The sequence below is a fragment of the Chryseobacterium sp. SIMBA_029 genome (assembly GCF_046535275.1).
GTDB lineage: Bacteria > Bacteroidota > Bacteroidia > Flavobacteriales > Weeksellaceae > Chryseobacterium.
On sequence record NZ_JAWRXA010000001.1, the window covers coordinates 37654 to 64114 of the forward strand.

Here is a 26461-nt window from a genome sequence, read left to right on the forward strand (position 1 = left end):
ACTCAATACATAATAGGCTGTCTCAACGGACAGCCTATTTCATTATTTTAATTTCTATTTTTGACCAGCAGCCAACCATTATACATTCTTCCGTCTGAGATTTTGATGGTATACCAGTAATTTCCGGTAGATACCGGTCCGGAGTTGTATTTTCCGTCCCATTCGAAAGGTTTTTTATTGATGGTTTGTTTCAGGATCATAAACCCTTTTCTATCATATAAATAGACTTCAGTTCCCGGATAATTTTCCAATCCGGCAATTCTCCATGTATCATTGAGTCCGTCACCATTTGGAGTGATGGTATTCGGAATACTAAAGATCGAGAATTCTTTTTGTCCGATAATACATCCCGATTTTGTTCTTACATAAACAGTGTACTGTCCAAGGTTAAGATTATTGAAAACATTGGAATCCTGCCATATGAAATTGTCTAAAGAATATTCATAATTTCCGGAGGCAGATAAAATAACCGTTGCTGAATTATTTGTGACATTCACAGAGACAATCTGTGCCAGTACAGAATAGCTGACCTGGATGGTATCCGTATTTTCACACCCAAAATTGTTGGTTACTTTTACCGTATAAGTTCCGGGTGTCGAAACAGTGATTGTTTGTGTTGTTGCACCAGTATTCCATACATAAGTTTTAAACCCTGGTCCTGCATCTAAAGTCAATGTTTTTCCTGCGCAGAAATCCATCTTTTCGGGAAGATCAATGCTTGGCTTTGGATTTATGGTTAAGGTCAGCCTTACAACAGTGAAGCATCCGTCTGTGGTTGCTACTTTTACATGAATAACTGTTGTACCGATAGGAAGGACATAGCTGGAAGGATTGGGAATTGCATTACCCGTAATATCCGAATAGCTGAAAATATAATTTGCCGGAGTAGTAATGATGTTCCCTTCATAAGAATTCAGATTGACCGTCATTGTATTTCCTGTACTGCTGTTGCATAGTGTTTCCGCATAATTATTAGCCGGTACATTATTGATAGAAAGCGTAACGGAAATACTTAGCTTTTCAGATTGGCAGCCATTAAGTGTTTGTGTAACATAATATGTCTGTCCGTGAACAAGCGGAGTGGTTATGGGTAGAATATTTCCGGCAGCATTATAAAATACTAATGAAGTTCCTGTAACTACTAAATTCGCCAACGTAGGATTGGCAGAAGCACAAAAATCCTGTGCAGCATTGGCGGTAGGTTTTGGAGTATTGTTTACTGTTACGGTAACAGGTATTTTGTTGCTTTCACATCCGTTGACCGTTTGGGAAGCATAATAGGTTTGTCCGGTAACAAGAACTGTTGTTAACGTTAGAACATTTCCTGCGGCATCATACCATTGAATGTTTTGTCCCGTGATCTGAAGATCTGATATTTTGGGATTATTCGTTGCACAGAATATTTGAGCCGGATTTGCTGTTGTTGGCAGAGCCGGCGAAGTTACTACCACATTTTGGTTTTGAGTGGAAATATTCCCATTACCATCGTTATACGTCCAGTGGATGATATAAGTTCCCGGAAGGGAATAGGAAAGAGGATCTGTAGTGGTTGCAGTTATGGGTCCTGCACAATGATCGGTAGCAGTAGGGATATTTGAAATAACCGTGTGACAATCTCCGGTGATATCAGGTAGATTTACGGTATTGGGAATAGGAGCAGCGGTATCACCTACCACAATATTGATGGTAAAACTGCCGTCACATCCTCCGCTACTGGTCACCTGGCATGTATAAGTCCCTGCATTGGCTGCACTGGCATTGGGAATCGTAGGATTTTGCAGATTGGATATAAATCCATTGGGCCCTGTCCAGCTGTAAGAAGTTCCGCCGGTGGCATTAAGCTGGAGTGATGAATTGGGACAGATAGGAGAGTTGGAGGTCAAAACACCTGATGAAGTACAGTCTCCAAATTTAGCAATAAACATATCGTTTGAAGGATGTCCTCCCTGCTGCTGGAATGTTCCTGGAGTGGCAATTCCTGTTGTATTGTTACTTGACATTCCTGTGAAATAGATATAGCCTTCATTGTCTTTTGTAATTTCAGCTAATTGTGTAGCTCCGTTACCTCCATAGAATGTTCCCCATTCTTTTATGTTATTAATATTATATTTTAAGAAGAAAGATTTCATATATTGGCCTGTTGAGGGCATATATGCATTTGGCGTTGCTATATCTGTTTGTCCTACATCAGCCAGTCCGCTGAAAAAGACATTTCCGGTGGTATCCACATAAGCAAATAATTGCATCATATAATGAAAATCAAAGTAAGCCTTTACAATGGTATTGTTAGTTAGATTTACCCTCCATATACCTGCTTTATTGAGGGTGTCTGTGAATTCTCCTGCAAGAATTAGCGTATTGTTGATTATTTTTGCATCTCGGATGACATCCTGTCCGGCAAGTCCATAATAGCTTGATCTTAATAGATTTCCTGTTTTTGAAAACTTCAGATATAGTCCATCGGTTACCCCTGAATTGGTAGATTGAAAGGGATTAATCATGATTATATTGTGAGATTGCGTAGCTCCAATAACTTCCAGATTATCAACTGAAGAAAATATTTTAAAAACCGAAGTTGAATGATCTGATGCTCCAAAAAAAGTAGACCATTCCGTATTTCCTGATGGATCTAAAGACGCAAGGAAACCATCAAAATAACCGGAAGGACTTGCTTTTATTGCCTGAGAAGCATTCATTACAGGGAAATTAGGACTATTGGTTTCCCCACCAATATAAACATGACTCTGATTATAGGAAACGGTGGTAAAATTATCATAAGTAATTCCGATGAAATCCTTCTGGAAAATCAGGCCACCGTTTGGATTAAACTTGGTAAGCACCACATCTCTGTTTGAGCCCGTTCTTTCCATATATCCACCCGCATAAATATTCTTATTTTCATCAAAATCAGCATCCATAAAAGCGTCATTCCCTGAAGAACCGAAATACGTTCCCCATATTCTCTGTCCGTCTTTCGTTAATTTCATGAGAAAAGCATCATAATTGGCAAATATATTTTGCTGATAAGTACCGGATGTTGCAAAATTAGTCTGACTTGTCGTGGCTCCAATGAGATAACCTTTATTCTCATTATCGGTTCGTATTCTTCCACCATCTTCACCATATCCACCTGCATAACTTCCCCAGATTCTCGTTGGTACGGGATCAATAACGATTACTTGATTAGCCCTATCAACAGAAGAGTTAAAACCAAAAGTCTGATCACCAAGATTTTTAAAGGACACTTCTATATTCTCTTTTCTGGTTCCTTCAATCCAGCTGTTGGGAATGTTTTCATGAATTTCTCCAAATCGAACGTTCATAGCCAGCTTGCCATCTTTTATAGAGGTAGCGGAACCATTGAATTTCATTTTAATATCAGAGATTTTTCCTCCGGGATTAATAATGAAATTGTATTCAATAGGTTTTAAAGAATCAGTAGGCTTAAAAAATACCAAATCAATATTGGAATAGATATTTTTGTAATAAATCCTCTGGTAACGGTGAACATTTGTTATGCCTTTCGGATTATTGGGTAGGTTAAAATAATTCTCGTAATCATTCGATTTTCCTTCTGCAATAATCTTTGAATTTTTGTTTGAATTGATCAGCTCAATATCAATTCTGTGAAACAATTTTTCGTAAATAAATTCATCATCATGGGCAACTTTACCTTCTGAAACTTTATTCTTGATATATTTTGAAGCTTTCGGATTGGATGCTTTTTTTGTCTCATAAATATCATATGAAAAACCATTCGAACGTAATTGGACATTTAATCCGGCTGAATGGAAGAGATACTTCACCTCATTATTTTCATTTCCCTCCTGATCAATGATCTGGCCTTTATTTTCATAGAAATAATATTGTTTTTCTTTTGGAATTTTGTTTTGGGAAAATAGAAGCATCCCACTCAAAATTGAGAACAGAAATAAAATTTTTTTCATCGATTATTAATTTTTCGGCAAATATATCGAAAATACTCTCCTTTCGGCAGGTTAAGCCAGATAATCTAAAAACAGATCCCAGAAATATGATGTAAATCATACAAAATTGTTTAATTATTTTGTTTAACAATTTTGTCAAAAATAGAATTTATTTTACATTTGCACAAAATTGTTTAACAATAATGTCAAATCAAGCGAAAAAAGACCAAACACAGGAATTAATCAAAGAGACAGCGAAGAATTTATTCTTTGTGAAAGGGAAGTTTGATGCTACTACCCAGGAAATTGCCGATGCAGCCGGAGTCAACAGAACGCTTATCAATTATTATTTTCGTTCAAGAGATAACCTGATTCAGATTATTTTTGATGAAGCTCAGCGGGTAGAACAGGAAAAATCCAAGATCATTCAGAATGCAGATCTTCCTTTCAAAGTAAAGATCAGCAAGTTTATAGAAGGCAGTCTTTCCACAAGTCTTCAGTATCCTTATCTGGAAACCTATATCGTTTCGCAGATCAATAAAGGGAACTGCCATCAGAGAGAAATTGAAGAAGATGTTTTGGAAACGATGTATAAAGACTTAGAGAAAGAGATGGAACTTGGAAATATAGAAAAAATGGCTCCCGTTCAGTTCATTCTCAATATGGTTTCTTTACTCGTATTCCCGAGTGCCGTAAGACCCTTGTTTATGGAGAATCTGATGATCAGTGATGAGGAATATGACAAGATTATTTCCGAAAGAAAAGAGATCATTCTCAATATGCTTTTTAAGAATTAAAAAAATGTTAAAGTATTTTAAGAAATGATTCGTCCTTTAGAAATAAAAACCTTGACGAAAAAATTACATTAAAAAAATAAACGAAGTATAAAATTATGAAAAGAAAACGTATAACTGCTAAAAAGCTAAAAATTGGGATAGCTGCAGCATTTATGATTTTCGGCTTTTCATCAGTGTCTGCCCAACAGCAGGTTTCTTTACAGGAAGCCATCAAGCAGGCGCTTCAAAATAAAGCAGAAGCCAAAAAAGCTGCTTTACAGATTAAAAAAGCTGAATATAAAATTGATGAGGCAAGAGCAGGCGCTTTGCCACAGATAAGCGGGACAGCTGGAATAACTTACAATCCGGTTATTCAACAGTCTTTGCTTGAATTCGGCGGACAAAGAATCACAGCTCAGCTGGGACAGCCATGGAGCTCCAGTGCAGTCGTAAGTCTTCAGCAGGCTATATTTGACCAGAGAGTTTTTACCGGTCTTAAAGCCGCAAAATCTACAAGAGAATTTTATGTTTTGAATTCACAGCTGACCAATGAGCAGATCATTGAAAATGTGGCCACAGCATATTATCAGGTTTTTGTACAGGAAGAAAACCTTAAAACTGTAGAAGCGAGCTATTCGAATACTGAAAGAGTAAGAAACGTAATCAAAAGCTTAGTAGATAACGGACTGGCAAAATCTATTGATTTAGACCGTACCAATGTACAACTTACCAATATTGGATCAAACAGACAGCAGCTGATCAATTCTGTAGAGCTTTCAAAAAATTCTTTGAAATTTTATATGGGTGTTCCCATAGAAACTGATATTGAACTTGAAGAAAAAACGATAGAACCAAGACCGGAGCTTATTGCCAGCAATGTAAATTTGGATGACCGTTTGGAGATCAAAGTAAAGAATAAAAACAGAGAACTTCTTCAATACAATAAAAAAGCTACTGAAGCTTATCTTTATCCTACCGTAAGCCTTCAGGCGAATTATGGATGGGCTGGAACAGGAAAAAAATTCCCTCTTACCAATGGATTGAATAATGGGGTACTTTGGAGTGATTATTCAGCGATAGGACTTAATATCAATGTTCCGATTTTCACGGGTGGTGCTACAAAGGCTAAGATCCAGCAGGCAGAAATTGATATTCAGGATCTTGATCTTGATATCCAAAACACACAGCTGAATTTGAGTCTGGAGTATAAAAATGCCATTTCCAATATGGAAAATGCCATCATCAATATCCAGAGTATGAAAGATAATGTTGATTTAGCAGAACGGGTGCAGAAAAATACACAGTCCAATTATCAGTACGGTTTAGCAACCCTTACCGAAGTTCTGGATGCTGAAAATGCTTTAACACAGGCAAAACAGAATTATTCCAATGCATTGCTCGACTACAAACAGGCTGAGATCAAGTTGATTAAAGCTAAAGGAGAACTCAACACATTACAAAACCCATCATAATAAACTAGAAATGAAAAAAACTTTAATATATATCATCGTAGCAGCTGTCCTAATCGGTTTGGCCGCTTACAAGATTGCCGGCAATAAAGAAAAGCAGACGAAAGAAGTTGCTGAAGTTGCAAAACAGGTTGATAAAATTAACGTAAATGTAGTAACGGTATCAAGAGAAAACATCAATACAGATTATTCGGCCAACGGTACCTTTCTTCCAAAACAGGAAATGAATCAGGCTTCTGAAATCGGAGGACGTATCGTTAGTGTTTTGGTTAAAGAAGGATCAAAAGTATCTGCAGGTCAGGTATTGGCTACAATCAAAAGAGATGCGATCGAAGTTGATGTGGCACAAGCTCAAAACAATTTGCAGAATGCAGTAATTGATAACCAGCGTTATGAAAATGCATTTAAAACCGGAGGTGTTACCAAACAACAGCTTGACAACTCAAGATTACAGCTTAAAAATGCACAGGCGGCTGTAAGAGCTCAGGGAGTAAAAGTAAATGATACAAGCATCCGTGCAGGAATCAGCGGTACCATCAACAAGAAAATGGTAGAGCCGGGAACTGTTGTTTCAATTGGAACTTCCATGTTTGAAATTGTGAACATTAATACTCTGAAGCTTTCAGTTTTAGTGGATGAAAGCCAGATCGGAAGAATCCAGTTAGGTCAGGAAGTTCCTATTAAAGTGAATGTTTTACCGGAAGATTCTTTCAGTGGTAGAATTACATTCATTGCTCCTAAAAGTGATGCTTCTTTAAACTTCCCAGTGGAAATTGAAGTGCAGAACAGAGGGAATCTTAAAGCAGGGATGTACGCTACAGCAGTATTTAAAACCAATCATGGTGCCGAAACTCAAAATATGTTAACCGTTCCTGCAGAAGCTTTCGTTAACGGGGTAAGTTCAGGACAGTTATTTATTGTTCAAAATGAAACTGCTAAAATGATCAAAGTAACGATTGGAAAAATATATGGAGATAAAGTACAGATCCTAAGCGGTCTAAACGGTGGTGAACAAGTAATTACCAGCGGTCAGATCAACCTTGATAATGGTTCAAAAATCAATATTGTAAAGTAGTAGATCCATGAAGTTAGCAGAAATATCGATTAAAAGACCCACGTTAGTCATTGTATTATTTACATTGCTGACGTTAGGAGGGATCTTGAGTTATACCATGATGGGGTACGAACTTATTCCTAAGTTTGAAACCAACATGGTTACGATCTCTACAGTATATCCGGGAGCTTCACCTGCCGAGGTGGAAACTTCCGTCACACGAAAGATAGAGGATGCCGTAGGTTCCCTGGAAAACGTGAAAAAAGTAGAATCTTCATCATACGAAAGTTTATCGGTGATTATGGTTCAGCTGAACGACGGAGCCGACGTCAACTATGCTTTGAATGATGCCCAGCGTAAGGTAAATGCCATTCTTTCGGAACTTCCGGATGATGCCAAAGCACCGTCACTGAATAAATTCTCATTGGATGACCTTCCGATCATGACCTTGAGTATCTCAAGTGATAAGTTGAATAATAAAGAGCTCTACGATTTATTAGATAAAAAAATAGAACCTATTTTCTCCCGTGTAAACGGTGTGGCTCAGGTTGACCTTGTAGGAGGACAGGAGAGAGAAATTCAGGTGAATATTGATGAGAAAAAGCTACAGGGATACGGACTTTCCATTGGAGATGTTCAGCAGGCTGTTCTTTCCTCAAACCTTGATTTCCCGACAGGATTTTTGAAAACAAGAACCAATAAATCTACGATCAGGTTATCTGGTAAGTATAAATCTACGGAAGAAATGAGCAATCTTGTTATTTCTTCTAAAAATGGAGCTCAGGTTCGTGTATCAGATGTTGCTACCGTATTTGACACCCAGAAAGATGTAGAAAAAGTAGCGAGATTCAATCAGAATCCAACAATCTTATTACAGGTAAAGAAACAGTCTGATGCCAATGCGGTGGCGGTTTCTGAAAGTGTTCAGAAAACCATTGCTAAAGTTCAGGAAGATTATAAAGTTCAGGGAATTAAAATTAAAACCGTTGATGACAGTACCGACTTTACTTTGGAAGCTGCCAATCACGTAATCTTTGACTTATTCCTGGCGGTAATCCTGGTAGCCATCGTAATGTTGTTATTCCTTCACAGTATAAGAAATGCCTTTATTGTAATGGTTTCTATTCCTGTATCGTTGATTGCAACGTTTATCGGAATGAACTTAATGGGATATACCCTAAACTTAATGAGTTTACTTGGACTGTCTCTGGTAGTAGGTATCCTTGTGGATGATGCGATTGTAGTGTTGGAGAACATTTACCGTCACATGGAGATGGGTAAAAGTAAGATCAGAGCTGCATATGATGGTGCTTCCGAGATTGGATTTACCGTATCAGCGATCACTTTGGTAATCGTGGTGGTATTCTTACCGATTGCGATGAGTTCAGGGTTAGTAGCGAATATCCTGGCACAGTTCTGCGTCACGGTGGTAATTGCAACGTTATTCTCATTATTATCTTCATTTACCATTATTCCTTGGTTATCATCAAGATTTGGTAAGCTGGAGCATTTAACAGGGAAAAACTGGTTCCAGAAATTCATCCTTTGGTTTGAAAGCATGATTGATAAATTCACGCACTGGATCACAGGAATTCTTGAATGGTGTTTGAAATCAACGTTAAGAAGAATTATGACTGTTGTTGTGACATTCATTATTTTACTTTCTTCATTCATGTTGGTAGCGTTCGGATTTATTGGTGGGGAATTCTTCCCTAAAATGGACCGTGGTCAGTTCCTTGTTCAAATGGAGCTGTCAAAAGATGCCACCGTTGAAAAAACAAACCAGGTTACTTTAAATGTTGAAAAATATTTAAGAGCAAACAAAGATGTAGTAGATATGATTACTACAGTAGGACAGCAGTCTTCAGGATTTGGTGGAGCACAGGCTACCGTATACCAGTCTGAGATTCAGGTGATCTTAACCGATAAGTCTGAGCGTGCTGAAAGTACTGATATTATCGCTGCAAAAATGAAGCGTGACCTTGAAGAAAAGTTCACCGGAGTTGAGTTTAAAACGGCACCAATCGGATTAATGGGAGCAGATAATGCGCCAATTGAAATGGTAGTAACTGCTGCTGATAACGAAACAGCAACGAAAGAAGCAACAAGAATCTTGGAATTGCTTAAAAAAGTTCCGGGATCTGTAGATGCTGAATTATCCACAGATACAGGGAGCCCTGAAGTTCGTGTAAACATCGACCGTGATAAAATGTCTTCATTAGGCTTAAACCTTTCAAGTGTAGGACAGACGATGCAGACTGCATTTAACGGAAACACCGACGGAAAATTCAGAGCCGGAGAATATGAATATGACATTAACATCCGTTTGGCAGACAACAACAGAAAGTCTATTGACGATGTTAAAAACCTGATCTTTACCAATACTGCAGGAGAGCAGGTTCGTTTGAGCCAGTTTGCCAATGTAGATATGAGTTCAGGACCAAGTTTACTACAACGTAGAGATAAGTCTCCATCGGTAAAAGTATTATCTAAAGTAGTGGGTCGTCCTGTAGGAGACGTTGCTAACGAATGGTCTGCTCAATTCATGAATAGTGATAAAAAACCTGCAGGGGTTAACTATAAGTGGGGTGGAGATATGGAAAACCAGGAAGAAGGTTTTGGTACGTTAGGAATTGCTTTATTGGCAGCTATCGTATTGGTATATCTTGTAATGGTGTCTCTGTATGACAGTTTTGTATATCCGTTTGTGGTATTATTCTCAATTCCGTTAGCAATGATCGGGGTTATGGTGATTCTTGCCTTAACAGCCAATTCACTAAACATCTTTACGATGTTGGGGATGATCATGTTGATTGGTCTTGTTGCCAAGAATGCGATTCTTATCGTCGACTTTACGAATGCGAGAAAAGCAGCGGGAGCGAATACTCATGACGCCTTAGTTCAGGCTAACCATGCACGTCTTCGTCCGATCCTGATGACAACGATTGCGATGATCTTCGGGATGCTTCCGATTGCATTGGCAAGTGGAGCAGGAGCTGAGATGAACAAAGGTCTTGCCTGGGTAATTATTGGTGGTTTAACATCATCTTTATTCCTTACCCTAATCATTGTACCAGTAGTATACTCAATTTTTGATTCTATCCTTAGAAGAATGGGTAAAAATGAAAAAGTAGACTACGAAGCTGAAATGAAAGCCGATTATGAACACAAAGAACTAAGTGAAGACGGATACACTCCGAAACACGTAGACTAATATAACAACCTTAATTAACCGAAAAACCGTATCATTTTTTTGATACGGTTTTTTTATTTGATAATTTCAATGACTTAGTTCCGCCCTAAAAGCTATTAAAATTAAAAACTTTTCATCTTTACGATTTTCCAACAAAATATAAGTCGAAAAAACTTAAAAAAATAAAGGCTTCCAGAATGAACTGAAAGCCTTTGCTTTATTTGTAGTGGAATATTAATCTTCCATAGCCTCTCCAGACTTTCGGTAGATGAAACTTCCATAAATGTGTCTTCTTGCAAAACGGCTTGGCGAATCAGCGTTGACCATTTTTATATACGTATTTCTTGGAACACCGATATATTCATACATCTTTCCATTTAAATGCTGAACTTTCAACACCGCTTTTTCAAGATAAAAATCCTGAATATTAGATTTTGTGATTGTTTCAGTATATTCTTCTTTATATTTTTCCTGTGTTTCCTGGTTGATGCTCACCAAAAAGTGGTAAGCTTCAATTACAGACTTGCTTTTTTCTTCAGCTGCTTCTTTCCCGGCTTCATCATTCACAAATTTATCAGGATGAGTATCTTTCATCGTATTTCTGTAAATCGTTTTCAATTCTTTTAACGTAACTGTTTTATCAACCCCAAGAAGCTTTCTGTGCTCAACAACTCTTTTCATATGTATGATCCTTATTTCGGGGTGCAAAATTAAGCTTTTTAATCTGAAAAATCATAACTTATTCAGTATTAATTTATTTGGTGTCTGAAAAATACGTTTTTATCTCATTTTTTAAGATGATAAATGGTTGATAGCTAAATATAATACAACTTGAAAGAATTTATGTGATAAATAATGGCTAAACACTAAACATATAAGGCAGAACGAAGTAGATTGTAGATCAAAAAAAAGAAGCCTATATTCAAATAGGCTTCCTCAATCTTTGTGTGCGTGTTTTTAGAATCGAATCTTATGGAGCAGTAATCTGATCTATTTTTATAAATACCTTCATGGTAGCCGGATTAGTAGACGTCTGTCCACCAACTGCTCCAGCCATCATATAAGCGGTATAGGCTACCTTTGTGGTGGTAGAAGTGTCTATCCAGCTGTAATATCTGTATTCAGGTCCGTTATTAGAAGCCTGATAAATGCCCGAGTCACCCCAATATACTCTTGTAGCAGTAGTACTTGTAGACCAGGTATTCCCGGTATTAAGATCTCCACCAAATAAATTCGGAACCGCTGTTAAACTATTACCAGCCATGCCGATGTATCCTCCGTACTCAGTAGAGTTATTCCACATTAAAATCTTATTAGCCGCTGAATTATTTCTTATCTGTACATCCGCATTTTGTACCTGGGTTGTATTATTAGTCGCTGTTGCAGTGGCGGTCTGGTCAGAATGTCTTAAGAACACTCTAAAAGTATACAGTCCGTCAGAAGTAGTAGCTTCTACAGAAAAACCTTTTGTTCCATTTGTATCGGTAACAAATTTTAGATAATCCATCACTGCCAGACTTTTAATATCAGCATTTACCTGTTTACCCACAGTTATGCTGCTACAACCTGTAAATCCAGGGTTAAGGGTAAGAAATGGAGTTAAATCAAAGGTGATCCCTGCAGGAGAAGTTTGTGATGCATTGGGTGTTCCCGAAATACTCAATGATAATGAACCAGAACCAGATTCTACTTTACTATCAGAAATTGTTGCAGTAACTGCCGGATTACCTACAGAGCTTAGAGTGGTTCCTGTAAATTTGCCGCCATTAGCTGCAGTATAGGGAATCTTAATTACTGTTCCGGTAATAAGAGGAGTGCCTCCTGTTACGGACTGCTGAGGATCTAGTGTAGCTCCATTACAATTTAATACGGCAATCGCACTAAGAGCTGAAGAGCTGTCTACAGATCTCCATTCTGTACCATTCCAAAAATAGTATCCTGTAGATAATGCAGTACCTGTATTGTATACCAGTAATCCGGAGGCATTAATGGCAGTTCCTAGCTGCACTGTTGTTGTTGTAAGATTTACCCTTGGAGCCAGAAAACCTTTATTGGTAGAGACCACATCAAGTACTGCAGAGGGATCAGGTGATGATGTATTAATACCTACCTGGGCGAAAGTTAAGAGGGAACTGAAAATTAAAATTAATGTGTGTAATTTTGTCTTCATTTTTGTTTGTTTAAATTAAAAATTGTGATTTTAAAATTTCCTGTAAACACTAAAGAGGGGCAATAAGTGTTCATTATGAAAATTTGTAATGTAAATGTATTTCAATAATTGTTCAAGTAATATGGATCCAGTATAAACATTCAATACTATTTTGAATATGACTTTAGTTTCTTTTATGATATTGATTTTCATGGCTTTAAATCAGTCAATTTCAAAAAATGCCCAAAAAAGCTTTCAGGAAAAAGCTTTTGATAAAAGATGTAGCATAGTTTTCTCATTGTTTTGGGATTTAAGATCTATAATGTATCATAACAGGGAATTTTTCCCAATCATATTCCTGCCTATGATTTGATGGTATAATCATTCCATGAAAATAGCTCCATTTATCATGGCATTTTTGCGTGTAAAATTTTACACTTAGATAATAATTGCGTGGGAAATGACGGGGTGAACTTTAAAAAGGGAAGGAACAGAGTGTTTTAGATGGGGGAACGTAGGGAAATATTATTTTTTTTCGTTTTTTTAATAAATTCAGATGGAGTGATCCCTTCGATCATTTTAAATGCTCTGTTGAATGTTGATTGATTAGAAAAACCACATTGGGTATAAATGTACATTAAAGTAACTTTATCAAAATCATTTTGAGACATAAGCTGCTTAGCGCTATTGACTCTGTAAGAATTTATAAAATGGTTAAAACTGTTATATTTATTTTGTTTAATGGCATTAGAGATGTATAAATTATTCGTTTTTAAAATGAAAGACAGCTGGGAAATACTAAAATCAGCATCTTTAAAATGATTTTCTCTTTCCATCATTTCTTTCATTCTCTGGAATAATAAACTGTATTTTTCTATTTCTTTTTGGCTTGTGCACTTTTGCTCCGGATCTTTTATTTTTTGAGAGTCTGTTCTGACAAAAGAAAAATGATCATCTTTTAGAGTATTTATTTTGAATTCTTCTTTTATTTCCTTTTGTATTGTATCCTTTACCTCCTGATTTTTTATCTTTTGAGGATCTGAATTTTCCAAAGGCGAAAGATTATTTTTTAAACTACTCATTGCTAATTCTTCTGCTTTTTTTATTTTTTCATTATAGTATAGCAATAGCAGGAATATAAATATGTTCAATACAAATACTGTTGAATCTGAAATGACAAGATCTCCTTTTCTTGAAAACCGGAAATAATCTAATTGAAGATTCTTTTCAACTAAATTAACAATTAAAATAAGTGCAATTACATATCCAGAATATATATAAGATATTTTTTTTGAAAAAAAAATGTAAGCGGCAAGAGGAATAGGAATGAGCCACATACAACTCGCTGTAGAATATTTCCACATATTGAGCATAATAAAAAAAGAAAATAAAGAACCTGTAATTAGATGGAAATGAACCATTTTCTTTACAGGATAATGTTTATAAATAATAAGCCAGGTGTAAAATACTGCGAAAGAATAGAAAGCTATATAGTATGAATAAAAAATGTTTTTTACTATGAAGTAGTAAAAAAAAGCATATATGCTTAATACAATTAAAAAAAAGTAAACATATGTGGAAATAAGCTTTCTTTTTAAAAGATCAACATTTTGCATTTTTGGAAATTAGTCTTTTTTATAAATACAAATGTAAACATTTAATTGTATAAAAAGTGTTAATATAATATTGTATTTTTAGTTATATTAATGATAATTTAATAATTTGCTAATATGGTTATTATTGTTTCTTTGTTATTTTTTTTGTATTTTTTATAATCAGTTTTTATTGTTTTAACATAATAAAAGGATAGGCTGTATCATAATTGTTTAATAGTAAGCAAAAAATGACTTTCTCCAACATATAAAAAGCAGGAGTTTAAAGTCCTGCTTTAAAGATAAAAAAGAATTGTTTACACTCTTTCCGCAACATACGAAGCTGCCATTTCTCTTGAGGCTTCCACCATCGCAATCAGAGCTTTCTCCGTTTCGTCCCAGTGTCTTGTTTTCAACCCACAGTCTGGATTTACCCAAAGCTGTTGTGCCGGAATAACGGCCTGTGCTTTTTTCAATAGCTCAACCATTTCTTCTTTAGACGGAACTCTAGGCGAGTGGATGTCATACACTCCCGGACCGATCTCATTCGGGTATTTGAAATCTGCGAATGCATTTAATAGATCCATCTGGCTTCTGGAGCATTCTATCGTAATGACATCGGCATCCATATCAGCAATATTCTGGATAATATCATTGAATTCGGAATAACACATATGCGTGTGGATTTGTGTAGCATCTTCCACACCGCTTGAAGAAAGTCTGAAGGCTTCAACAGCCCACTTCAGGTAGTTTTGCCATTCAGCTTTACGCAATGGAAGTCCCTCTCTGATGGCGGGTTCATCAATCTGGATAATTCTGATACCTGCTTTTTCCAGATCTTGTACCTCATCACGAATGGCAAGGGAAATTTGTTTACAGGTTAAAGAACGCGGCTGATCATCCCGTACAAAAGACCATTGAAGAATCGTTACAGGACCTGTCAGCATGCCTTTTACCCATTTTTGGGTTAAAGATTGAGCATATTCCGACCAGTAAACCGTCATCGGATGCGGTCTGTGAACATCTCCATAAATAACGGGAGGTTTTACACACCGGCTTCCATAGCTTTGTACCCATCCATTTTGAGTAAAGGTAAATCCGGAAAGCTGTTCCCCGAAATATTCGACCATATCATTACGTTCAAATTCTCCATGTACCAGCACATCAATCCCGATTTCTTCCTGCCATTGGATGGTTCTCTGAGTTTCTTCTTTCAGCAGTTGGTCGTACTGCTGGGCATTTAATTCTCCTTTTTTGAATTTTGATCTCCAGCTTCTTACTTCTTTGGTCTGTGGAAACGAACCAATAGTTGTGGTGGGGAATAAAGGAAGCTGTAACACTTCTTGCTGCACTTCTTTTCGGACACTGAAAGGATTATTTCGTTGGGCATCTTCTACGGTTGTAATATCTACCCGGCTTTTAACTTCTTGATTGTGAATTAAGGTAGAACTACCACGGTTTTGAATCGCCTTTTTATTTTCAGCCAATTCCTGCAAAGCATTGTAGTCCGGATTTCCTGAAGCGAGTTTCTGTAAAGTAACAATCTCCTGAACTTTCTGTTTGGCAAAAGCCAACCACTGTTTGATTTCTGGTGATAAGGTATCTTCATTTTTTTCCAGGTCAAGATCAAAAGGAGCGTGAAGCAATGAGCATGAAGAGGCTATAAAAACTCTTTTCGTACCCAATGCTGCTACTGCTTTATGAATAAAAGCCAGAGATTGATCAAAATTATTTTTCCAGATATTTCTTCCATCCACAAGGCCTAAAGAAAGACTTAATGAATCCGGAATGGCAGATAAAACCTCGTCCAGCTGTTCCGGAGCGCGTACCAGATCAATATGTAAAACATCAACAGGTAAAGCTGCTGCCAGACTAAGGTTGTCTTTTAATCCGTCAAAATAAGTGGCTATAATGAATTTAATATTAGGAAACTGTCTTTTGATTTCACTGTATACCCATTGGTAAGTTTCTTTTGCTTTGTCATTGAGGTCTAAGGCTAAAAACGGCTCGTCCAGCTGGATGTATTCAGCTCCCTGATGTTCAAGTTGTTTAAGAATTTCCAAATAAACCGGTAAAAGATGCTGCGCAAGATCCAATTTATCAAAACCATTTTCTTTTTCTTTACCCAGTAATAAATAAGTTACAGGTCCGATAAGTACCGGTTTGGTATTGATACCTGCCTGTTTTGCTTCTGTAAATTCTTCAATTATTTTAGTGGAAAAAAGGTTAAATTTTTGGTCTTTCCTGAACTCAGGGACGATATAATGGTAATTGGTATCAAACCATTTTGTCATTTCCATAGCGGTAATATCCAAACCGTCTTTTTGATGTCCTCTGGCCATAGCAAAATACAGATCCAGTTCGGTATGGGATTCTTTGGAACTCATTTCCTGATAGCGCTCGGGAATATTTCCAACGGTTAAAGTCATATCCAGCACCTGATCATAATAAGAAAAATCATTGGATGGAATAAGATCGATACCTTCTTCCTGCTGGATTTTCCAATGCTGAAGACGAAGGTTTTTACCCGTTTCCAACAGATCGGTTAATGTGGTTTTGCCTGACCAATACTGCTCGCATGCTTTTTTAAGTTCTCTGTGGCTACCAATACGCGGATAGCCTAGAATGTGTGTTTGCATTTTCTTTTAAACTTTTAATTAGTAAATCATTATTTTAAAAGTTCCTTTAGAATGCTTCGCAATGCTATCAAAGAAAGAATTTTCAGGAATAGAGTAGATACCATAAGGACGTAATTATCCCATTCATACATAATGAAATAGATCAGGAGAGTTTTAAACTTCCGATTTCTCTAATTTTAAAACTGACCCAATACGTTCAAAAAGTATCATCTGTATGACCCAAAGCTTCAAACCGCGAAAGCATTGTCAATCCGGAACAGGCAGGTCTCCTGGCTGGTAACAGTTTTTGTCGTCCTTCCCGCTTTTGGCAGTGGATACTTGTGGACAAAAACCTTTGGTGGGTTACTTACAGTTGCGCGACAGCTCGTGATTTTCACACGATTCCCTATTCATTTACGCTACGTAAAACCTTTTCCGTTTGATGAAGTATGTTAAAGAACAAATTATGGGATAAAGGTATTGAATTGAGTTAATTAGTTGGTTTAATATCAAAAATTAAGCATAAAACGTTGTTATCATTTATTTTTAAAGATAAATATTCTGTAAATTTGAAAAAATCAATTGTAAAAAGAATATTATCCTGTGGAAAGACTTGACGAAAAGGATCTTCAGCTGCTGAGAATCCTGCAAAAGAATGCAAAACTGACCGTGAAAGAGCTGGCTAAAGAAATTAACCTCTCACCATCGCCTGTTTTTGAAAGGGTAAAAAGACTGGAACAGGAAGGATACATCAAGCATTATGCAGCTGTTTTGGAAGCCGAAAAGCTCAATCGGGGCTTTACTGTTTTCTGTCAGGTTAAATTAAAGATTCATGATCGGTCTGTAGGGAATAAATTTGTGAAAGATATTGTGCAGATCGAAGAAGTGGCGGAATGTTATAATATTTCAGGAGATTTTGATTTTCTGCTTAAAGTTCAGGTAAGGGATATGAAGCATTACCAGGATTTCGTATTTAATAAATTGGGTTCCGTAGATTCCATCGGAAGTACCCACAGTACCTTTGTGATGGCTGAAGTGAAGAATAATCATGGGGTTACGATATAGGATATAAAAGCAATACTCACTTTTTGGGTGCTATTTTTTTTAATAACTAAATTTGGAACTATTTATAGGGAAACATCATCACAACTTTAGGAGCGTCAAAAGTTGACATTGCAATGAAATGTTTTGCTACAATTCTTCTATCTTTATCTTCTAAAGGATATTCAAAGCTTTTGTGTAAGGCATTGATATCATCAAATAAATTAATATTACAAGAATATCCTACATAATGATTCCGTATTTCGGTACATATTTTCTTTGCTTCTTTTTCATTCCTAATTTTTATTTTCAGTAATGCATTTACATTCTTTAATCTGAGATTTTCTTTTGTATCAACTTCAATGACTTCAAAATTTTTAGATAGAATTTTTTCATCTATAATAGGCTTTTGTTCTATTTGAGAATTTTGTTTTAGTAATTCTAGATCTTGTTTTTTAATAATTTCAGTATGTTTTCTTACCTGAATTTTTCTATAAATAAGAATAATTACTAGAATTGAAAACACAATTAAAAATATCTTTAAACATCCATTTTTTTTCATGATAATTTTTGCTTACAATATATATTCAAAAATATAGTGATTGTCTTCATTATTATTACGGAAAACCATAAAGATGGTGTTTCTATACAAATAAGTAAAAATAGAGATGCATTTATTTTTTCAATTTTACAAGAATTAAAACTCAGAATACAGATTCCTGTTCAGCTTAAAATAAATAAGCTGGTTGTTAAAATCGATTATCATATTAAACCGTTTCAGGAATTTATTACCGAAAAATCCGGCCATTTTTTCTGTTGCGTCAATGCCTTCGGTTGAAGCAGACAGCGTAACAGGAATATTATACAAATATTTTTGAGCAAAACTGATTGATGGACATAAAACGATAGGCATTTCATAAACCGAACCATCGGAGCCCTGAGCAGTGGCTTTTCCAATTTTTTTCATTAGCGTAGCCAATGTATTTTTCTTAGCAAAAGGAGCTGCAATTGTCAAAGCATCATCAGCGCCGGTGTCGAGACCAAATAACCCAGAATAGGTTTTGCCATTTGTGCTAAAATTGCTTTCTACGGCGGGATAATTGTCTACCATATATAGTTTCATTTTTTCGTATCCTGAATAATTAATAGTTTTGTCATTAGTTTCATAGAAGTGGATTTCTTTTGTATTATAATCGATCTCTACAACATTTCCTTTCATCAGATCGGTTCCAAAAACTCCGTCGAAATGGTCTGTTTCGTAAGGGATCAAGGTGAGCATGACGTTTCTTTTCTCGATATCTCCAAATTGTATCAGGTTATCAATACTTGTATTAACCGTATTTGTGCCATTTGAACCTTGATTTTGAGAAGTTCCCTCAATTTTCAGATCTATTTTTTTCGTTGAACTGCTGTTGATCACAGAACCATCGGCTCCGGTATCAAATAAAAATTTAATGCTGTCGGTTTTATTCACTTTTGCATAGATATACACGGAATGATCTTCCAGGGAAAAAGGAATGACAGTCGGTTTCTTTTGTGCCGAAACAGATATTGTCAAGAATGTGGCGATAAAGTACATGAATTTCATAGGAGAAGTGGTTATTGTTTCCCCTAAAATAAACTAATTTTCTATTCCAATAAAAAAACAGTATCCAAAAATGAATACTGCCATTATAATTTTTAAATCCTTTAATTTTTCAATAAAAAATTATGGTTCATCACAGTCTGCTTTTAACTTTGTGAAGATCTTATCAAATGCTGTATAGGCTTTCCCTTCATCATCCGTAACAGGTCTGAAGCTGCTGTTGGCACAATTATGAAACCCAAATCCAATGAGGTCAATCAGGGCATAATCATCTTTTCTAGGATCGTTTAATTTCTCATTGAACCTTGTCATAACGCCTTTGGGATCTGCATTATCTTTGCTTCTTGCTTCAACGAATTTCTTCCAGACCGCATACATTTTCTGCTTGTCACCGGATGTGGCCACATCCACATATTCTTTGCAGGTATTGTAATAAGGGCTGTTTTTCAGTGAGGCTGGATCAGCAAAACCCATAATATTATCTTTGTTCAGCTGGTATTCATTTTCAAAAATCTGAATGGTTTCCTGCTGTAGTTTTTTCCACATAGGCTGATTGATGATTTTCAGGCTGTACAGTTCTTTTTTCTTTTGTTGATACTGTTTTTCCAGCTGTTGGAGGTAGGTATCTTTATTTTTCCGGATATCTTCAACGTCCGAGAGTTTAAAAACAGGATGAGAATCGAAATTAACGCCTGTAAAGGTGTAGAGAAGTTGGTAAACTCCGTCTATTTCTTCTTTTTTATAGGTGTTGGGGTCAAAATATCCTATGTTAGAGCAATTGAAAGTCTGGTAAGAATATGAAGGAAGACTGGGTTTAGCACCTTTTTTCTGCGCAAAACTCATCGCTGAAAGGATGATTGAAAAGCAGATGAAAATTTTTTTCATGGTATTAATAATAGTTTATAATTCTATGATATATGACAGGTTTGCAAAAATAAGAAATCATCTGTACGCAATTCCCTGTTTTTATTCTTATTGTTTATTTGAATAGGTACTTACTTCGATCAGATTCATATCAGGATCCCGGAAATACACTGATCTGATCTTTCCCAATGCTCCTGTTCTGTCGACAATTCCTTCAATGATGTCAATATTTTTTTCCTGGAGTTCTTTCAAAACCGTTTCAATATCGGTTGATGAGATAAAGCAAAGATCAGCAGAACCGCATGTGGGCTGATGAGCTTTAGGTTCAAATTCATGTCCCTTTTGATGAAGATTAATCTTTTGATTTCCAAAAGTCAATGCTTTTCTGTTATCACCGAAAGTGACCACCTTGAAATTTAAAATTTCAGTGTAAAAAGTAACCGCTGCATCAATATCAGCTACTGTCAGTACAATGTGGTCGATGTTTTGGATTTCCATTTTTTTATTTTTAACAGAGGTTGTACGAATACTTTTCACTCCTGAAACCAATTATTTTTTGAAAAATTGTAGTTGGGATGAGTGATTTGGGTTTCGATTACTCAATATAATTTACATTAAAAACACCCTTCTTTAACTTGACTTGTATGGTATCGTTCATTTTATATTCAAACAATGATTTCTGACCTTTTTCCTTTCTTCTTTTGTCAATCAGCTTTATTTTATCATTGTCATTAATAGAATTTTTCTCGTCCGAATTAAGCCAAAAGATCTTCATTTCTTTATATCTGATTACATTATAAGTATTTGTTATCTGCGATTTTTCAGTCTGAGTATTGATATATAGCATAATACTGATGAGTACTGTTCTAAATACAAAAAAGATAAATACTGTAGAAAATATACATGTGGTAATAAAGTGGGATATTGTTTTAACTTTTAAGCAGATAGTTAAAACTATAGTTAATAAAACTGTTATAGCAATTAAGTACTTCCATGAATAGTCTTTAAAACTATTCAGATCCTGATCTAAATAATGATTTTTAATGAAAGGCTTTAAAAAGAAGGTGTCCATACACATAAGCGGGATGAATATAATTAAAAACCGTATATACGAATCCGATAAAAAGGACTTTGTTTTTTCCTGTAAACTCATCTATTCTAGCTGTTTAAAACCTCTCTGATCTGGGTCTCCAAATCTTCAATATTTTCAAATTTCACGAATTCCAATGGTTTTTCAATTCTTTTTAGCTCCTCTATAATATCAAGGATCAACTCAATAGGTTCTACTTCGCTCCCGAATAAATTATTGTTAAAATCAGTTCCCGTCATAATGCCGTCGCTGTTCATTCCAAGACACCAGTTTTCAAGAAAATCATTTAAAGGGATGGAATCAACAACATATTCTTCCCATTCATTTTCAATACAGGATTTTGCAAGGGCTTCTACAGACCAGAAACAAACGACCTGTACAGGACTGCCGTCTTCATGTTCCATATCGTTGGAATAGGAAACGGCATAGCCTTTATCGCCTTTCAGAGCGTACACAATTTGTGATTCGCTAACTTTTTTAATGAAATTTTTATGTTGATTTTGTAGAGTAATTGTATCTTGAAGCATAATTTTCGTTATTTATTGTTATGGTTTGTGCAGATGATTTCAGTAGTTTTTCTATGAAAAAATCAGTTTAATTTTGGAGGCACAAAACTATACTATATTTTTTGGCTTAAGAAATTCCAGTACTATTTAATTTACAAGATATTTTTAAGACGTAAATACTGTAATAACATAATGGTTTTGGCATCTTTAATCTCCCCATTATCAATCATCGTAAGTGCATTATGAAAGGAAAGTTCGAGTACTTCGATATCTTCGCCTTCTTCTTCGAGACCGCCGCCATCTGCTGTTTTCATATCTTCAGAATAGGCTGCAATGAAAAAATGCAATATTTCAGTAACGGAGCCAGGCGACATATAAGCTTCATAGACTTTTTGAACCTGTGTAATTTTATAACCTGTTTCTTCCTCAGTTTCTCTTTTTATACATTCTTCGGGATTGTCATTATCCAGTAAGCCTGCACACGCTTCGATAAGCATTCCCGTGGAATTTCCATTAATATAAGTGGGAAGACGAAACTGACGGGTAAGAATCACCGTATTTTTATCTTTATTATAAAGCAGAATGACCGCGCCATTTCCTCTGTCGTAAGCCTCTCTGCTTTGAGTTTGTATTGTTCCGTTACTTTGAGTTTTTTCGAAAGTTATTTTATTTAATATGTACCAGTTATCCGATAAAATTTCTGTGTTTATAATTTGTATATTCTTATTCTGCATTGGTAATGTCTTCTTTTTTTTATTAAATGGTAATGCCCGGATGAGGCTTATATATAAATGCTAAATTAATATTTCTTTTTCAACAAGCGTTTGAAAATCCCCTTAAAATCGGAAGATTTATGAGATGGATATCCTCAGGCAGGCAGAAAACAGTCTTTTAAGTTTTTATTTACTTTGGAGATGTTTCTTTAAATAGTAAGAAGTTGCAGAATGCTTTGCCTGCAAAAGGTTGGCTACAGTTCCTTCAAATACAATACTACCACCCATTTTTCCAGCACCGGGGCCTATATCAATCACCCAGTCTGCCTGTGCGATGATATCCAGATTGTGTTCAATAATGATCAGTGTATTCCCTGCGTTCACCAATTCCTCAAAGAAAGAAAGCAGCTTTTCATTATCAATGGGATGAAGTCCTGTACTAGGCTCATCCAAAACAATAATTTTATCGGTATGACTGAGTTCTCTGGTCAGTTTCAGACGCTGTCTTTCACCACCCGAAAAACTATCCAGACGTTGCCCGAGAGTTAAATAATCAAGTCCCAGTTTGATCAGCAGAGTAAGTTCATTTTGAAATTGAGGGAAGAAATGGAGTGCTTCCAAAACGGTCATATTCATGATATCTGCTATGCTTTTTTCATGATACAGATAGAGTAGAACTTCAGGTTTGTATCCTGATCCTTGGCAGACTTCACAGGGTTGTTCGATATCATCCATAAAAGCGAGGTCTATTTTTTCAACACCTAACCCCCTACAATTGAGACAAGCACCTTCTCCGTTGCGGCTAAAAAGTTTTTCAGAGACCTTATTGGCTTGTGAGAAAAGTTTTCTGACCGTATTGGATAGATTGAGGTACGTCAATAAATTGGAACGGCTGCTGGCTGTAAAAACCGATTGGTCTACCACAGTAACCTGGGGATAGAATAGCGGTAAAACTTTATTGATCAAGGTGCTTTTTCCTGAACCAGCTACCCCCGTGATGACATTCATAATTCCTGTAGGTATATTTACACTGACATTTTTTAAATTATGAAGGTTGCCGTTTTTCAATTCAAGAAAGCTTTTCTGTGCTCTGGGAGCTTTATTATAACTGCGTTTTTTGTTGAAATAACTTGCCGTTTTGCCTTTGGCATTTTTTAAATTATTGAAAGTTCCCTGATACATAATTTCGCCACCGTTTTTCCCTGAGTCAGGGCCCATATCTACGACAAGATCAGCTATTTTGATGAGGTCCGGATCATGCTCTACAATTAAGACGGTATTTCCTTTACTCCTTATTTTTTTGATGATATCCACGATATGGTCAATGTCTTTGGGATGAAGCCCAATACTCGGTTCATCAAAAATATATAATAGATCTACGAGGCTGTTTCCCAGTTGTTTTACCATTTTTATCCGTTGAGATTCTCCGCCGGACAGGGTATCAGTCTGTCTGTCCAGAGTGAGGTACTGTAGCCCTATATCTATAAGGTTCTGCAGTTTTTTTTCCAGCTCTTTGGTGACAGAAGAATACTTTTCAGAATGTAAAGTTTGTATAAAGATGAGTAAATCATCGATGGATAGTGATGTGCAATCCGAAATACTTTTACCATCGATCTTACATGACAAAATTTTGGGGTTGAGACGTTTTCCTTTACAGGCAGGGCATTCTTTAGTGATAATAACTTTTTTTAAGTAGTCTTTTCTGGTACTGTTCTCTTTGGAATCTTTTTTCAGAAATGAATTTTCAATCCGGGGAATCACGCCTTTATATTTTACTGTTTTCCCCCATTCTTTGGTGGGATTTTTAGGAGTGTGTTCTTCGGCATTCAATAATATATCCCATTCCTTTTCTGTATATTCTTTAAGCTTTTTATCATTGTCAAAGTAGCCTGAATAAACATAACGGGTCAATCTCCATCCACCCGGCTGAAATGTTGGAAATTGTATGGCTCCTTCGTTCAGTGATTTGTTTTTATCAAAAAGAGTTTCAATATTGACGGTCTGTACATATCCAAGCCCCTCACATTCGGGACACATGCCCTGAGGATTATTGAACGAGAATACATTGGAATAGCCAACAAATGGTTTTCCGATTCTGGAGAAAAGTAACCGCAGAGAGGCATAAATATCTGTTGCTGTACCTACTGTAGACCGGGCATTTCCGCCTAATCTCTTTTGATTAATAATAAAAGGAACATTCAGGTTTTCTATTTTATCGACATTGGGAACTCCAAAATGCTGTAAGCGGGTTCTTATAAAACTATTTTGAGTTTCATTGATTTGGCGCTGGGCTTCAGCACCAATAGTTTCAAATACCAGCGATGATTTTCCTGATCCCGAAACCCCGGTGAAGACCGTAATTTTATTTTTTGGGATACGCAGTGAGATATTTTTTAAATTATTCTGTCTTGCGTGGGTAATGATAATATCCTTCATTATAATTTTCATTAACTTTGTTAATAATTAACTAAGTTAAGTATTTTTATGGATACAAAAGATGAATTTTTCAATACATTTACTGATTTTCAGTGTTTTATATTGGCCAATATGAACAAAGGTAATATCAGTGGTGTTACTGCAACCCATTATAATATCATCGAATATATTTATCGGAAAAATGAGGTTACTGGAAAACAAGTGGCTGTGGCATTTAATGTTAGCCAGGCGGCAGTGTCAAAACAAATTAAATTTTTAATTAAAAACGATCTTATTGAGCAAAAACAAAATGCTTCAGACAGGAGAATATTTAATCTTTCTGTTACAGAAAAAGGGCAATTTTTGATCAATAATTCTGAAAACTTTAGAAAAAAAGTAGCAGATCAGGCATCTGATATTTTAGATAAAACAGAATTAAAAGCATTAACCTTTTTACTCAATAAAATACTTGAGAAAATAAAAATGTAAGTGACGACTCTCAGGAATGTAGAAAGTGCATAAATATTAATAAATTATTTTATTTCTCTTTTTTCAACAGATCTTCCAGTGCTTCTTTGAGATCTGGAAATTTAAACTGAAAGCCGGTATCCTGTATTTTCTGTGACGAAGCTCTGGAACCTTCCAGTAAAGCATCAGCCAGTTCTCCAAATAGTATTTTCAGAACAAATGCGGGAACATTCGGCATAAATAATGGCTTTTTTAAAACTTCGGCCGTCTTTTTTGTGAAATTTTCATTCGTGGTATGCTGAGGAGATGAAGCATTGTAAGCACCCTGTATATGGGGATTCTGTAAAGCAAATTCATAAACAGAACAGATATCTTTAATATGGATCCAGGGCATATACTGCCTGCCGCTTCCCAGTGGAGAACCGATTCCCAACTGAATCGGAGGCATCATCTTTTTTAAAGCTCCTTCTTTTTCAGAAAGAACAATTGCAGTACGTATTTTCACTACCCGTTCGGCCATGTTTTGTTCCTTAAATTCATCTGCTGATTTTTCCCAAAGAACCACCACTTCACTTAAGAAATCATTGCCGGGTTGGTCGTTTTCCGTATAAATTTTTTCTGTGGTTATTGTTCCGTAAAAATTAATTCCTGAAGCAGAAATAAAAGATTTAAGTCTGATGTTCTTCTTTTGTAAAGTATTCAACAATAATTTTGCAGAATCGACACGGCTTGAAATCAGTTCTTTTTTTCTTTCGTCAGTCCAGCGTTTTTCAGAAATATTGGCTCCTGCTAAATGAATGATGTGAGAGATATTATCAAAGGCTGATTCATCAATGATTCCTTTTTTTATATCCCATTCAAATTCGTTAGCCTGTTTTTTGGTCCGGGTTAAAAACCTTACCGTATATTGTTGTTCAATCTTTTTCGACAGTTCACGGGCAACAAATCCGCCGGCACCGGTAATTAAAACAATTTCTTTCATAATTAAAATGTAAATGGTGA

20 protein-coding genes and 1 riboswitch are annotated in these 26461 nt (G+C 35.9%); of the genes, 6 read left to right on the forward strand and 14 right to left on the reverse strand.

Going from position 1 to position 26461, the window contains the following annotated elements; genetic code table 11:
* Positions 1 to 47: 47 nt before the first annotated feature.
* Entirely contained in the window at positions 48 to 3947 is a 3900-nt protein-coding gene (locus SB679_RS00170; protein ID WP_410700234.1) for a T9SS type B sorting domain-containing protein, read from the reverse strand.
* Between the two features lie 182 nt (positions 3948 to 4129).
* Here SB679_RS00170 and SB679_RS00175 point away from each other — a divergent pair, with 182 nt between their 5' ends.
* The 4 genes from SB679_RS00175 to SB679_RS00190 all read left to right on the forward strand — a co-directional run bounded on the left by SB679_RS00175 (position 4130) and on the right by SB679_RS00190 (position 10439).
* Positions 4130 to 4723, forward strand: a complete 594-nt coding sequence (locus SB679_RS00175) for a TetR/AcrR family transcriptional regulator (RefSeq protein ID WP_410700235.1) — start codon at positions 4130 to 4132, stop codon at positions 4721 to 4723.
* Between the two features lie 95 nt (positions 4724 to 4818).
* Positions 4819 to 6174 carry a TolC family protein gene (locus SB679_RS00180; RefSeq protein WP_410700236.1) on the forward strand — a complete coding sequence of 452 codons (1356 nt, stop codon included), beginning with the start codon at positions 4819 to 4821 and terminating at the stop codon, positions 6172 to 6174.
* 10 nt (positions 6175 to 6184) lie between these two features.
* Positions 6185 to 7246: an efflux RND transporter periplasmic adaptor subunit gene (locus SB679_RS00185; RefSeq protein WP_410700237.1), complete on the forward strand. Its 1062-nt coding sequence runs from the start codon at positions 6185 to 6187 to the stop codon at positions 7244 to 7246.
* A 7-nt stretch (positions 7247 to 7253) separates the two neighbouring features.
* Positions 7254 to 10439: an efflux RND transporter permease subunit gene (locus SB679_RS00190; protein ID WP_410700238.1), complete on the forward strand. Its 3186-nt coding sequence runs from the start codon at positions 7254 to 7256 to the stop codon at positions 10437 to 10439.
* A 213-nt stretch (positions 10440 to 10652) separates the two neighbouring features.
* Here SB679_RS00190 and SB679_RS00195 read toward each other — a convergent pair whose 3' ends face one another.
* The 4 genes from SB679_RS00195 to metE form a co-directional block, all read right to left on the reverse strand.
* The gene (locus tag SB679_RS00195) at positions 10653 to 11099 is read right to left on the reverse strand and encodes a KTSC domain-containing protein (protein WP_410700239.1); all 447 of its coding nucleotides are present in this window, start codon (positions 11097 to 11099) and stop codon (positions 10653 to 10655) included.
* Between the two features lie 289 nt (positions 11100 to 11388).
* Positions 11389 to 12588 (reverse strand): hypothetical protein, encoded by a 1200-nt coding sequence (locus SB679_RS00200; RefSeq protein WP_410700240.1) that lies wholly within the window; start codon positions 12586 to 12588, stop codon positions 11389 to 11391.
* A gap of 479 nt (positions 12589 to 13067) precedes the next feature.
* Positions 13068 to 13988 carry a helix-turn-helix domain-containing protein gene (locus SB679_RS00205; RefSeq protein ID WP_410700241.1) on the reverse strand — a complete coding sequence of 307 codons (921 nt, stop codon included), beginning with the start codon at positions 13986 to 13988 and terminating at the stop codon, positions 13068 to 13070.
* Between the two features lie 488 nt (positions 13989 to 14476).
* On the reverse strand, positions 14477 to 16798 hold the full coding sequence (gene metE, locus SB679_RS00210) for a 5-methyltetrahydropteroyltriglutamate--homocysteine S-methyltransferase (RefSeq protein WP_410700242.1): 2322 nt from the start codon (positions 16796 to 16798) through the stop codon (positions 14477 to 14479).
* A 241-nt stretch (positions 16799 to 17039) separates the two neighbouring features.
* Positions 17040 to 17226: riboswitch (cobalamin riboswitch) on the reverse strand.
* A gap of 154 nt (positions 17227 to 17380) precedes the next feature.
* On the opposite strand from metE, the gene SB679_RS00215 reads away from it, so the two are divergent.
* Entirely contained in the window at positions 17381 to 17842 is a 462-nt protein-coding gene (locus SB679_RS00215; protein ID WP_410700243.1) for an Lrp/AsnC family transcriptional regulator, read from the forward strand.
* A 58-nt stretch (positions 17843 to 17900) separates the two neighbouring features.
* On the opposite strand, the gene SB679_RS00220 is transcribed toward SB679_RS00215, so the two are convergent.
* From SB679_RS00220 to SB679_RS00255, 8 genes are all read right to left on the reverse strand, one after another.
* Positions 17901 to 18380 carry a hypothetical protein gene (locus tag SB679_RS00220; protein ID WP_410700244.1) on the reverse strand — a complete coding sequence of 160 codons (480 nt, stop codon included), beginning with the start codon at positions 18378 to 18380 and terminating at the stop codon, positions 17901 to 17903.
* Positions 18381 to 18515: 135 nt separating this feature from the next.
* Positions 18516 to 19406, reverse strand: coding sequence for a retropepsin-like aspartic protease (locus tag SB679_RS00225; protein ID WP_410700245.1), 891 nt, complete (start codon positions 19404 to 19406; stop codon positions 18516 to 18518).
* A 120-nt stretch (positions 19407 to 19526) separates the two neighbouring features.
* Complete coding sequence (locus SB679_RS00230; RefSeq protein WP_410700246.1) at positions 19527 to 20288, reverse strand: hypothetical protein; 762 nt, start codon at positions 20286 to 20288, stop codon at positions 19527 to 19529.
* 87 nt (positions 20289 to 20375) lie between these two features.
* Positions 20376 to 20765, reverse strand: coding sequence for a VOC family protein (locus tag SB679_RS00235; protein WP_410700247.1), 390 nt, complete (start codon positions 20763 to 20765; stop codon positions 20376 to 20378).
* Positions 20766 to 20862: 97 nt separating this feature from the next.
* The gene (locus SB679_RS00240; RefSeq protein WP_410700248.1) at positions 20863 to 21042 is read right to left on the reverse strand and encodes a hypothetical protein; all 180 of its coding nucleotides are present in this window, start codon (positions 21040 to 21042) and stop codon (positions 20863 to 20865) included.
* 383 nt (positions 21043 to 21425) lie between these two features.
* A complete protein-coding gene (locus SB679_RS00245) occupies positions 21426 to 21884 on the reverse strand; it encodes a DUF2750 domain-containing protein (protein ID WP_410700249.1) in 459 nt (152 codons plus the stop codon).
* A gap of 131 nt (positions 21885 to 22015) precedes the next feature.
* Positions 22016 to 22597, reverse strand: coding sequence for a GDP-mannose pyrophosphatase NudK (gene nudK / locus SB679_RS00250; protein WP_410700250.1), 582 nt, complete (start codon positions 22595 to 22597; stop codon positions 22016 to 22018).
* 165 nt (positions 22598 to 22762) lie between these two features.
* A complete protein-coding gene (locus SB679_RS00255; protein WP_410700251.1) occupies positions 22763 to 25024 on the reverse strand; it encodes an ATP-binding cassette domain-containing protein in 2262 nt (753 codons plus the stop codon).
* Positions 25025 to 25060: 36 nt separating this feature from the next.
* On the opposite strand from SB679_RS00255, the gene SB679_RS00260 reads away from it, so the two are divergent.
* Complete coding sequence (locus SB679_RS00260; protein WP_410700252.1) at positions 25061 to 25480, forward strand: MarR family winged helix-turn-helix transcriptional regulator; 420 nt, start codon at positions 25061 to 25063, stop codon at positions 25478 to 25480.
* 49 nt (positions 25481 to 25529) lie between these two features.
* On the opposite strand, the gene SB679_RS00265 is transcribed toward SB679_RS00260, so the two are convergent.
* On the reverse strand, positions 25530 to 26441 hold the full coding sequence (locus tag SB679_RS00265; RefSeq protein WP_410700253.1) for a TIGR01777 family oxidoreductase: 912 nt from the start codon (positions 26439 to 26441) through the stop codon (positions 25530 to 25532).
* Positions 26442 to 26461 lie beyond the last annotated feature (20 nt).

Bases quoted from the DNA above. Each gene is read 5' to 3' on its own strand.
- SB679_RS00175 (WP_410700235.1), top strand. From the start codon at position 4,130: ATGTCAAATCAAGCGAAAAAAGACCAAACACAGGAATTAATCAAAGAG.
- metE (WP_410700242.1), bottom strand. From the start codon at position 16,798: ATGCAAACACACATTCTAGGCTATCCGCGTATTGGTAGCCACAGAGAA.
- SB679_RS00230 (WP_410700246.1), bottom strand. From the start codon at position 20,288: ATGAAAAAAATTTTCATCTGCTTTTCAATCATCCTTTCAGCGATGAGT.
- SB679_RS00260 (WP_410700252.1), top strand. From the start codon at position 25,061: ATGGATACAAAAGATGAATTTTTCAATACATTTACTGATTTTCAGTGT.
- SB679_RS00255 (WP_410700251.1), bottom strand. From the start codon at position 25,024: ATGAAAATTATAATGAAGGATATTATCATTACCCACGCAAGACAGAAT.
- SB679_RS00245 (WP_410700249.1), bottom strand. From the start codon at position 21,884: ATGCTTCAAGATACAATTACTCTACAAAATCAACATAAAAATTTCATT.
- SB679_RS00200 (WP_410700240.1), bottom strand. From the start codon at position 12,588: ATGAAGACAAAATTACACACATTAATTTTAATTTTCAGTTCCCTCTTA.
- SB679_RS00170 (WP_410700234.1), bottom strand. From the start codon at position 3,947: ATGAAAAAAATTTTATTTCTGTTCTCAATTTTGAGTGGGATGCTTCTA.
- SB679_RS00265 (WP_410700253.1), bottom strand. From the start codon at position 26,441: ATGAAAGAAATTGTTTTAATTACCGGTGCCGGCGGATTTGTTGCCCGT.
- SB679_RS00180 (WP_410700236.1), top strand. From the start codon at position 4,819: ATGAAAAGAAAACGTATAACTGCTAAAAAGCTAAAAATTGGGATAGCT.
- SB679_RS00220 (WP_410700244.1), bottom strand. From the start codon at position 18,380: ATGAAAAAAAATGGATGTTTAAAGATATTTTTAATTGTGTTTTCAATT.
- SB679_RS00195 (WP_410700239.1), bottom strand. From the start codon at position 11,099: ATGAAAAGAGTTGTTGAGCACAGAAAGCTTCTTGGGGTTGATAAAACA.
- SB679_RS00185 (WP_410700237.1), top strand. From the start codon at position 6,185: ATGAAAAAAACTTTAATATATATCATCGTAGCAGCTGTCCTAATCGGT.
- SB679_RS00235 (WP_410700247.1), bottom strand. From the start codon at position 20,765: ATGGAAATCCAAAACATCGACCACATTGTACTGACAGTAGCTGATATT.
- SB679_RS00190 (WP_410700238.1), top strand. From the start codon at position 7,254: ATGAAGTTAGCAGAAATATCGATTAAAAGACCCACGTTAGTCATTGTA.
- nudK (WP_410700250.1), bottom strand. From the start codon at position 22,597: ATGCAGAATAAGAATATACAAATTATAAACACAGAAATTTTATCGGAT.
- SB679_RS00240 (WP_410700248.1), bottom strand. From the start codon at position 21,042: ATGAAGATCTTTTGGCTTAATTCGGACGAGAAAAATTCTATTAATGAC.
- SB679_RS00205 (WP_410700241.1), bottom strand. From the start codon at position 13,988: ATGGTTCATTTCCATCTAATTACAGGTTCTTTATTTTCTTTTTTTATT.
- SB679_RS00225 (WP_410700245.1), bottom strand. From the start codon at position 19,406: ATGAAATTCATGTACTTTATCGCCACATTCTTGACAATATCTGTTTCG.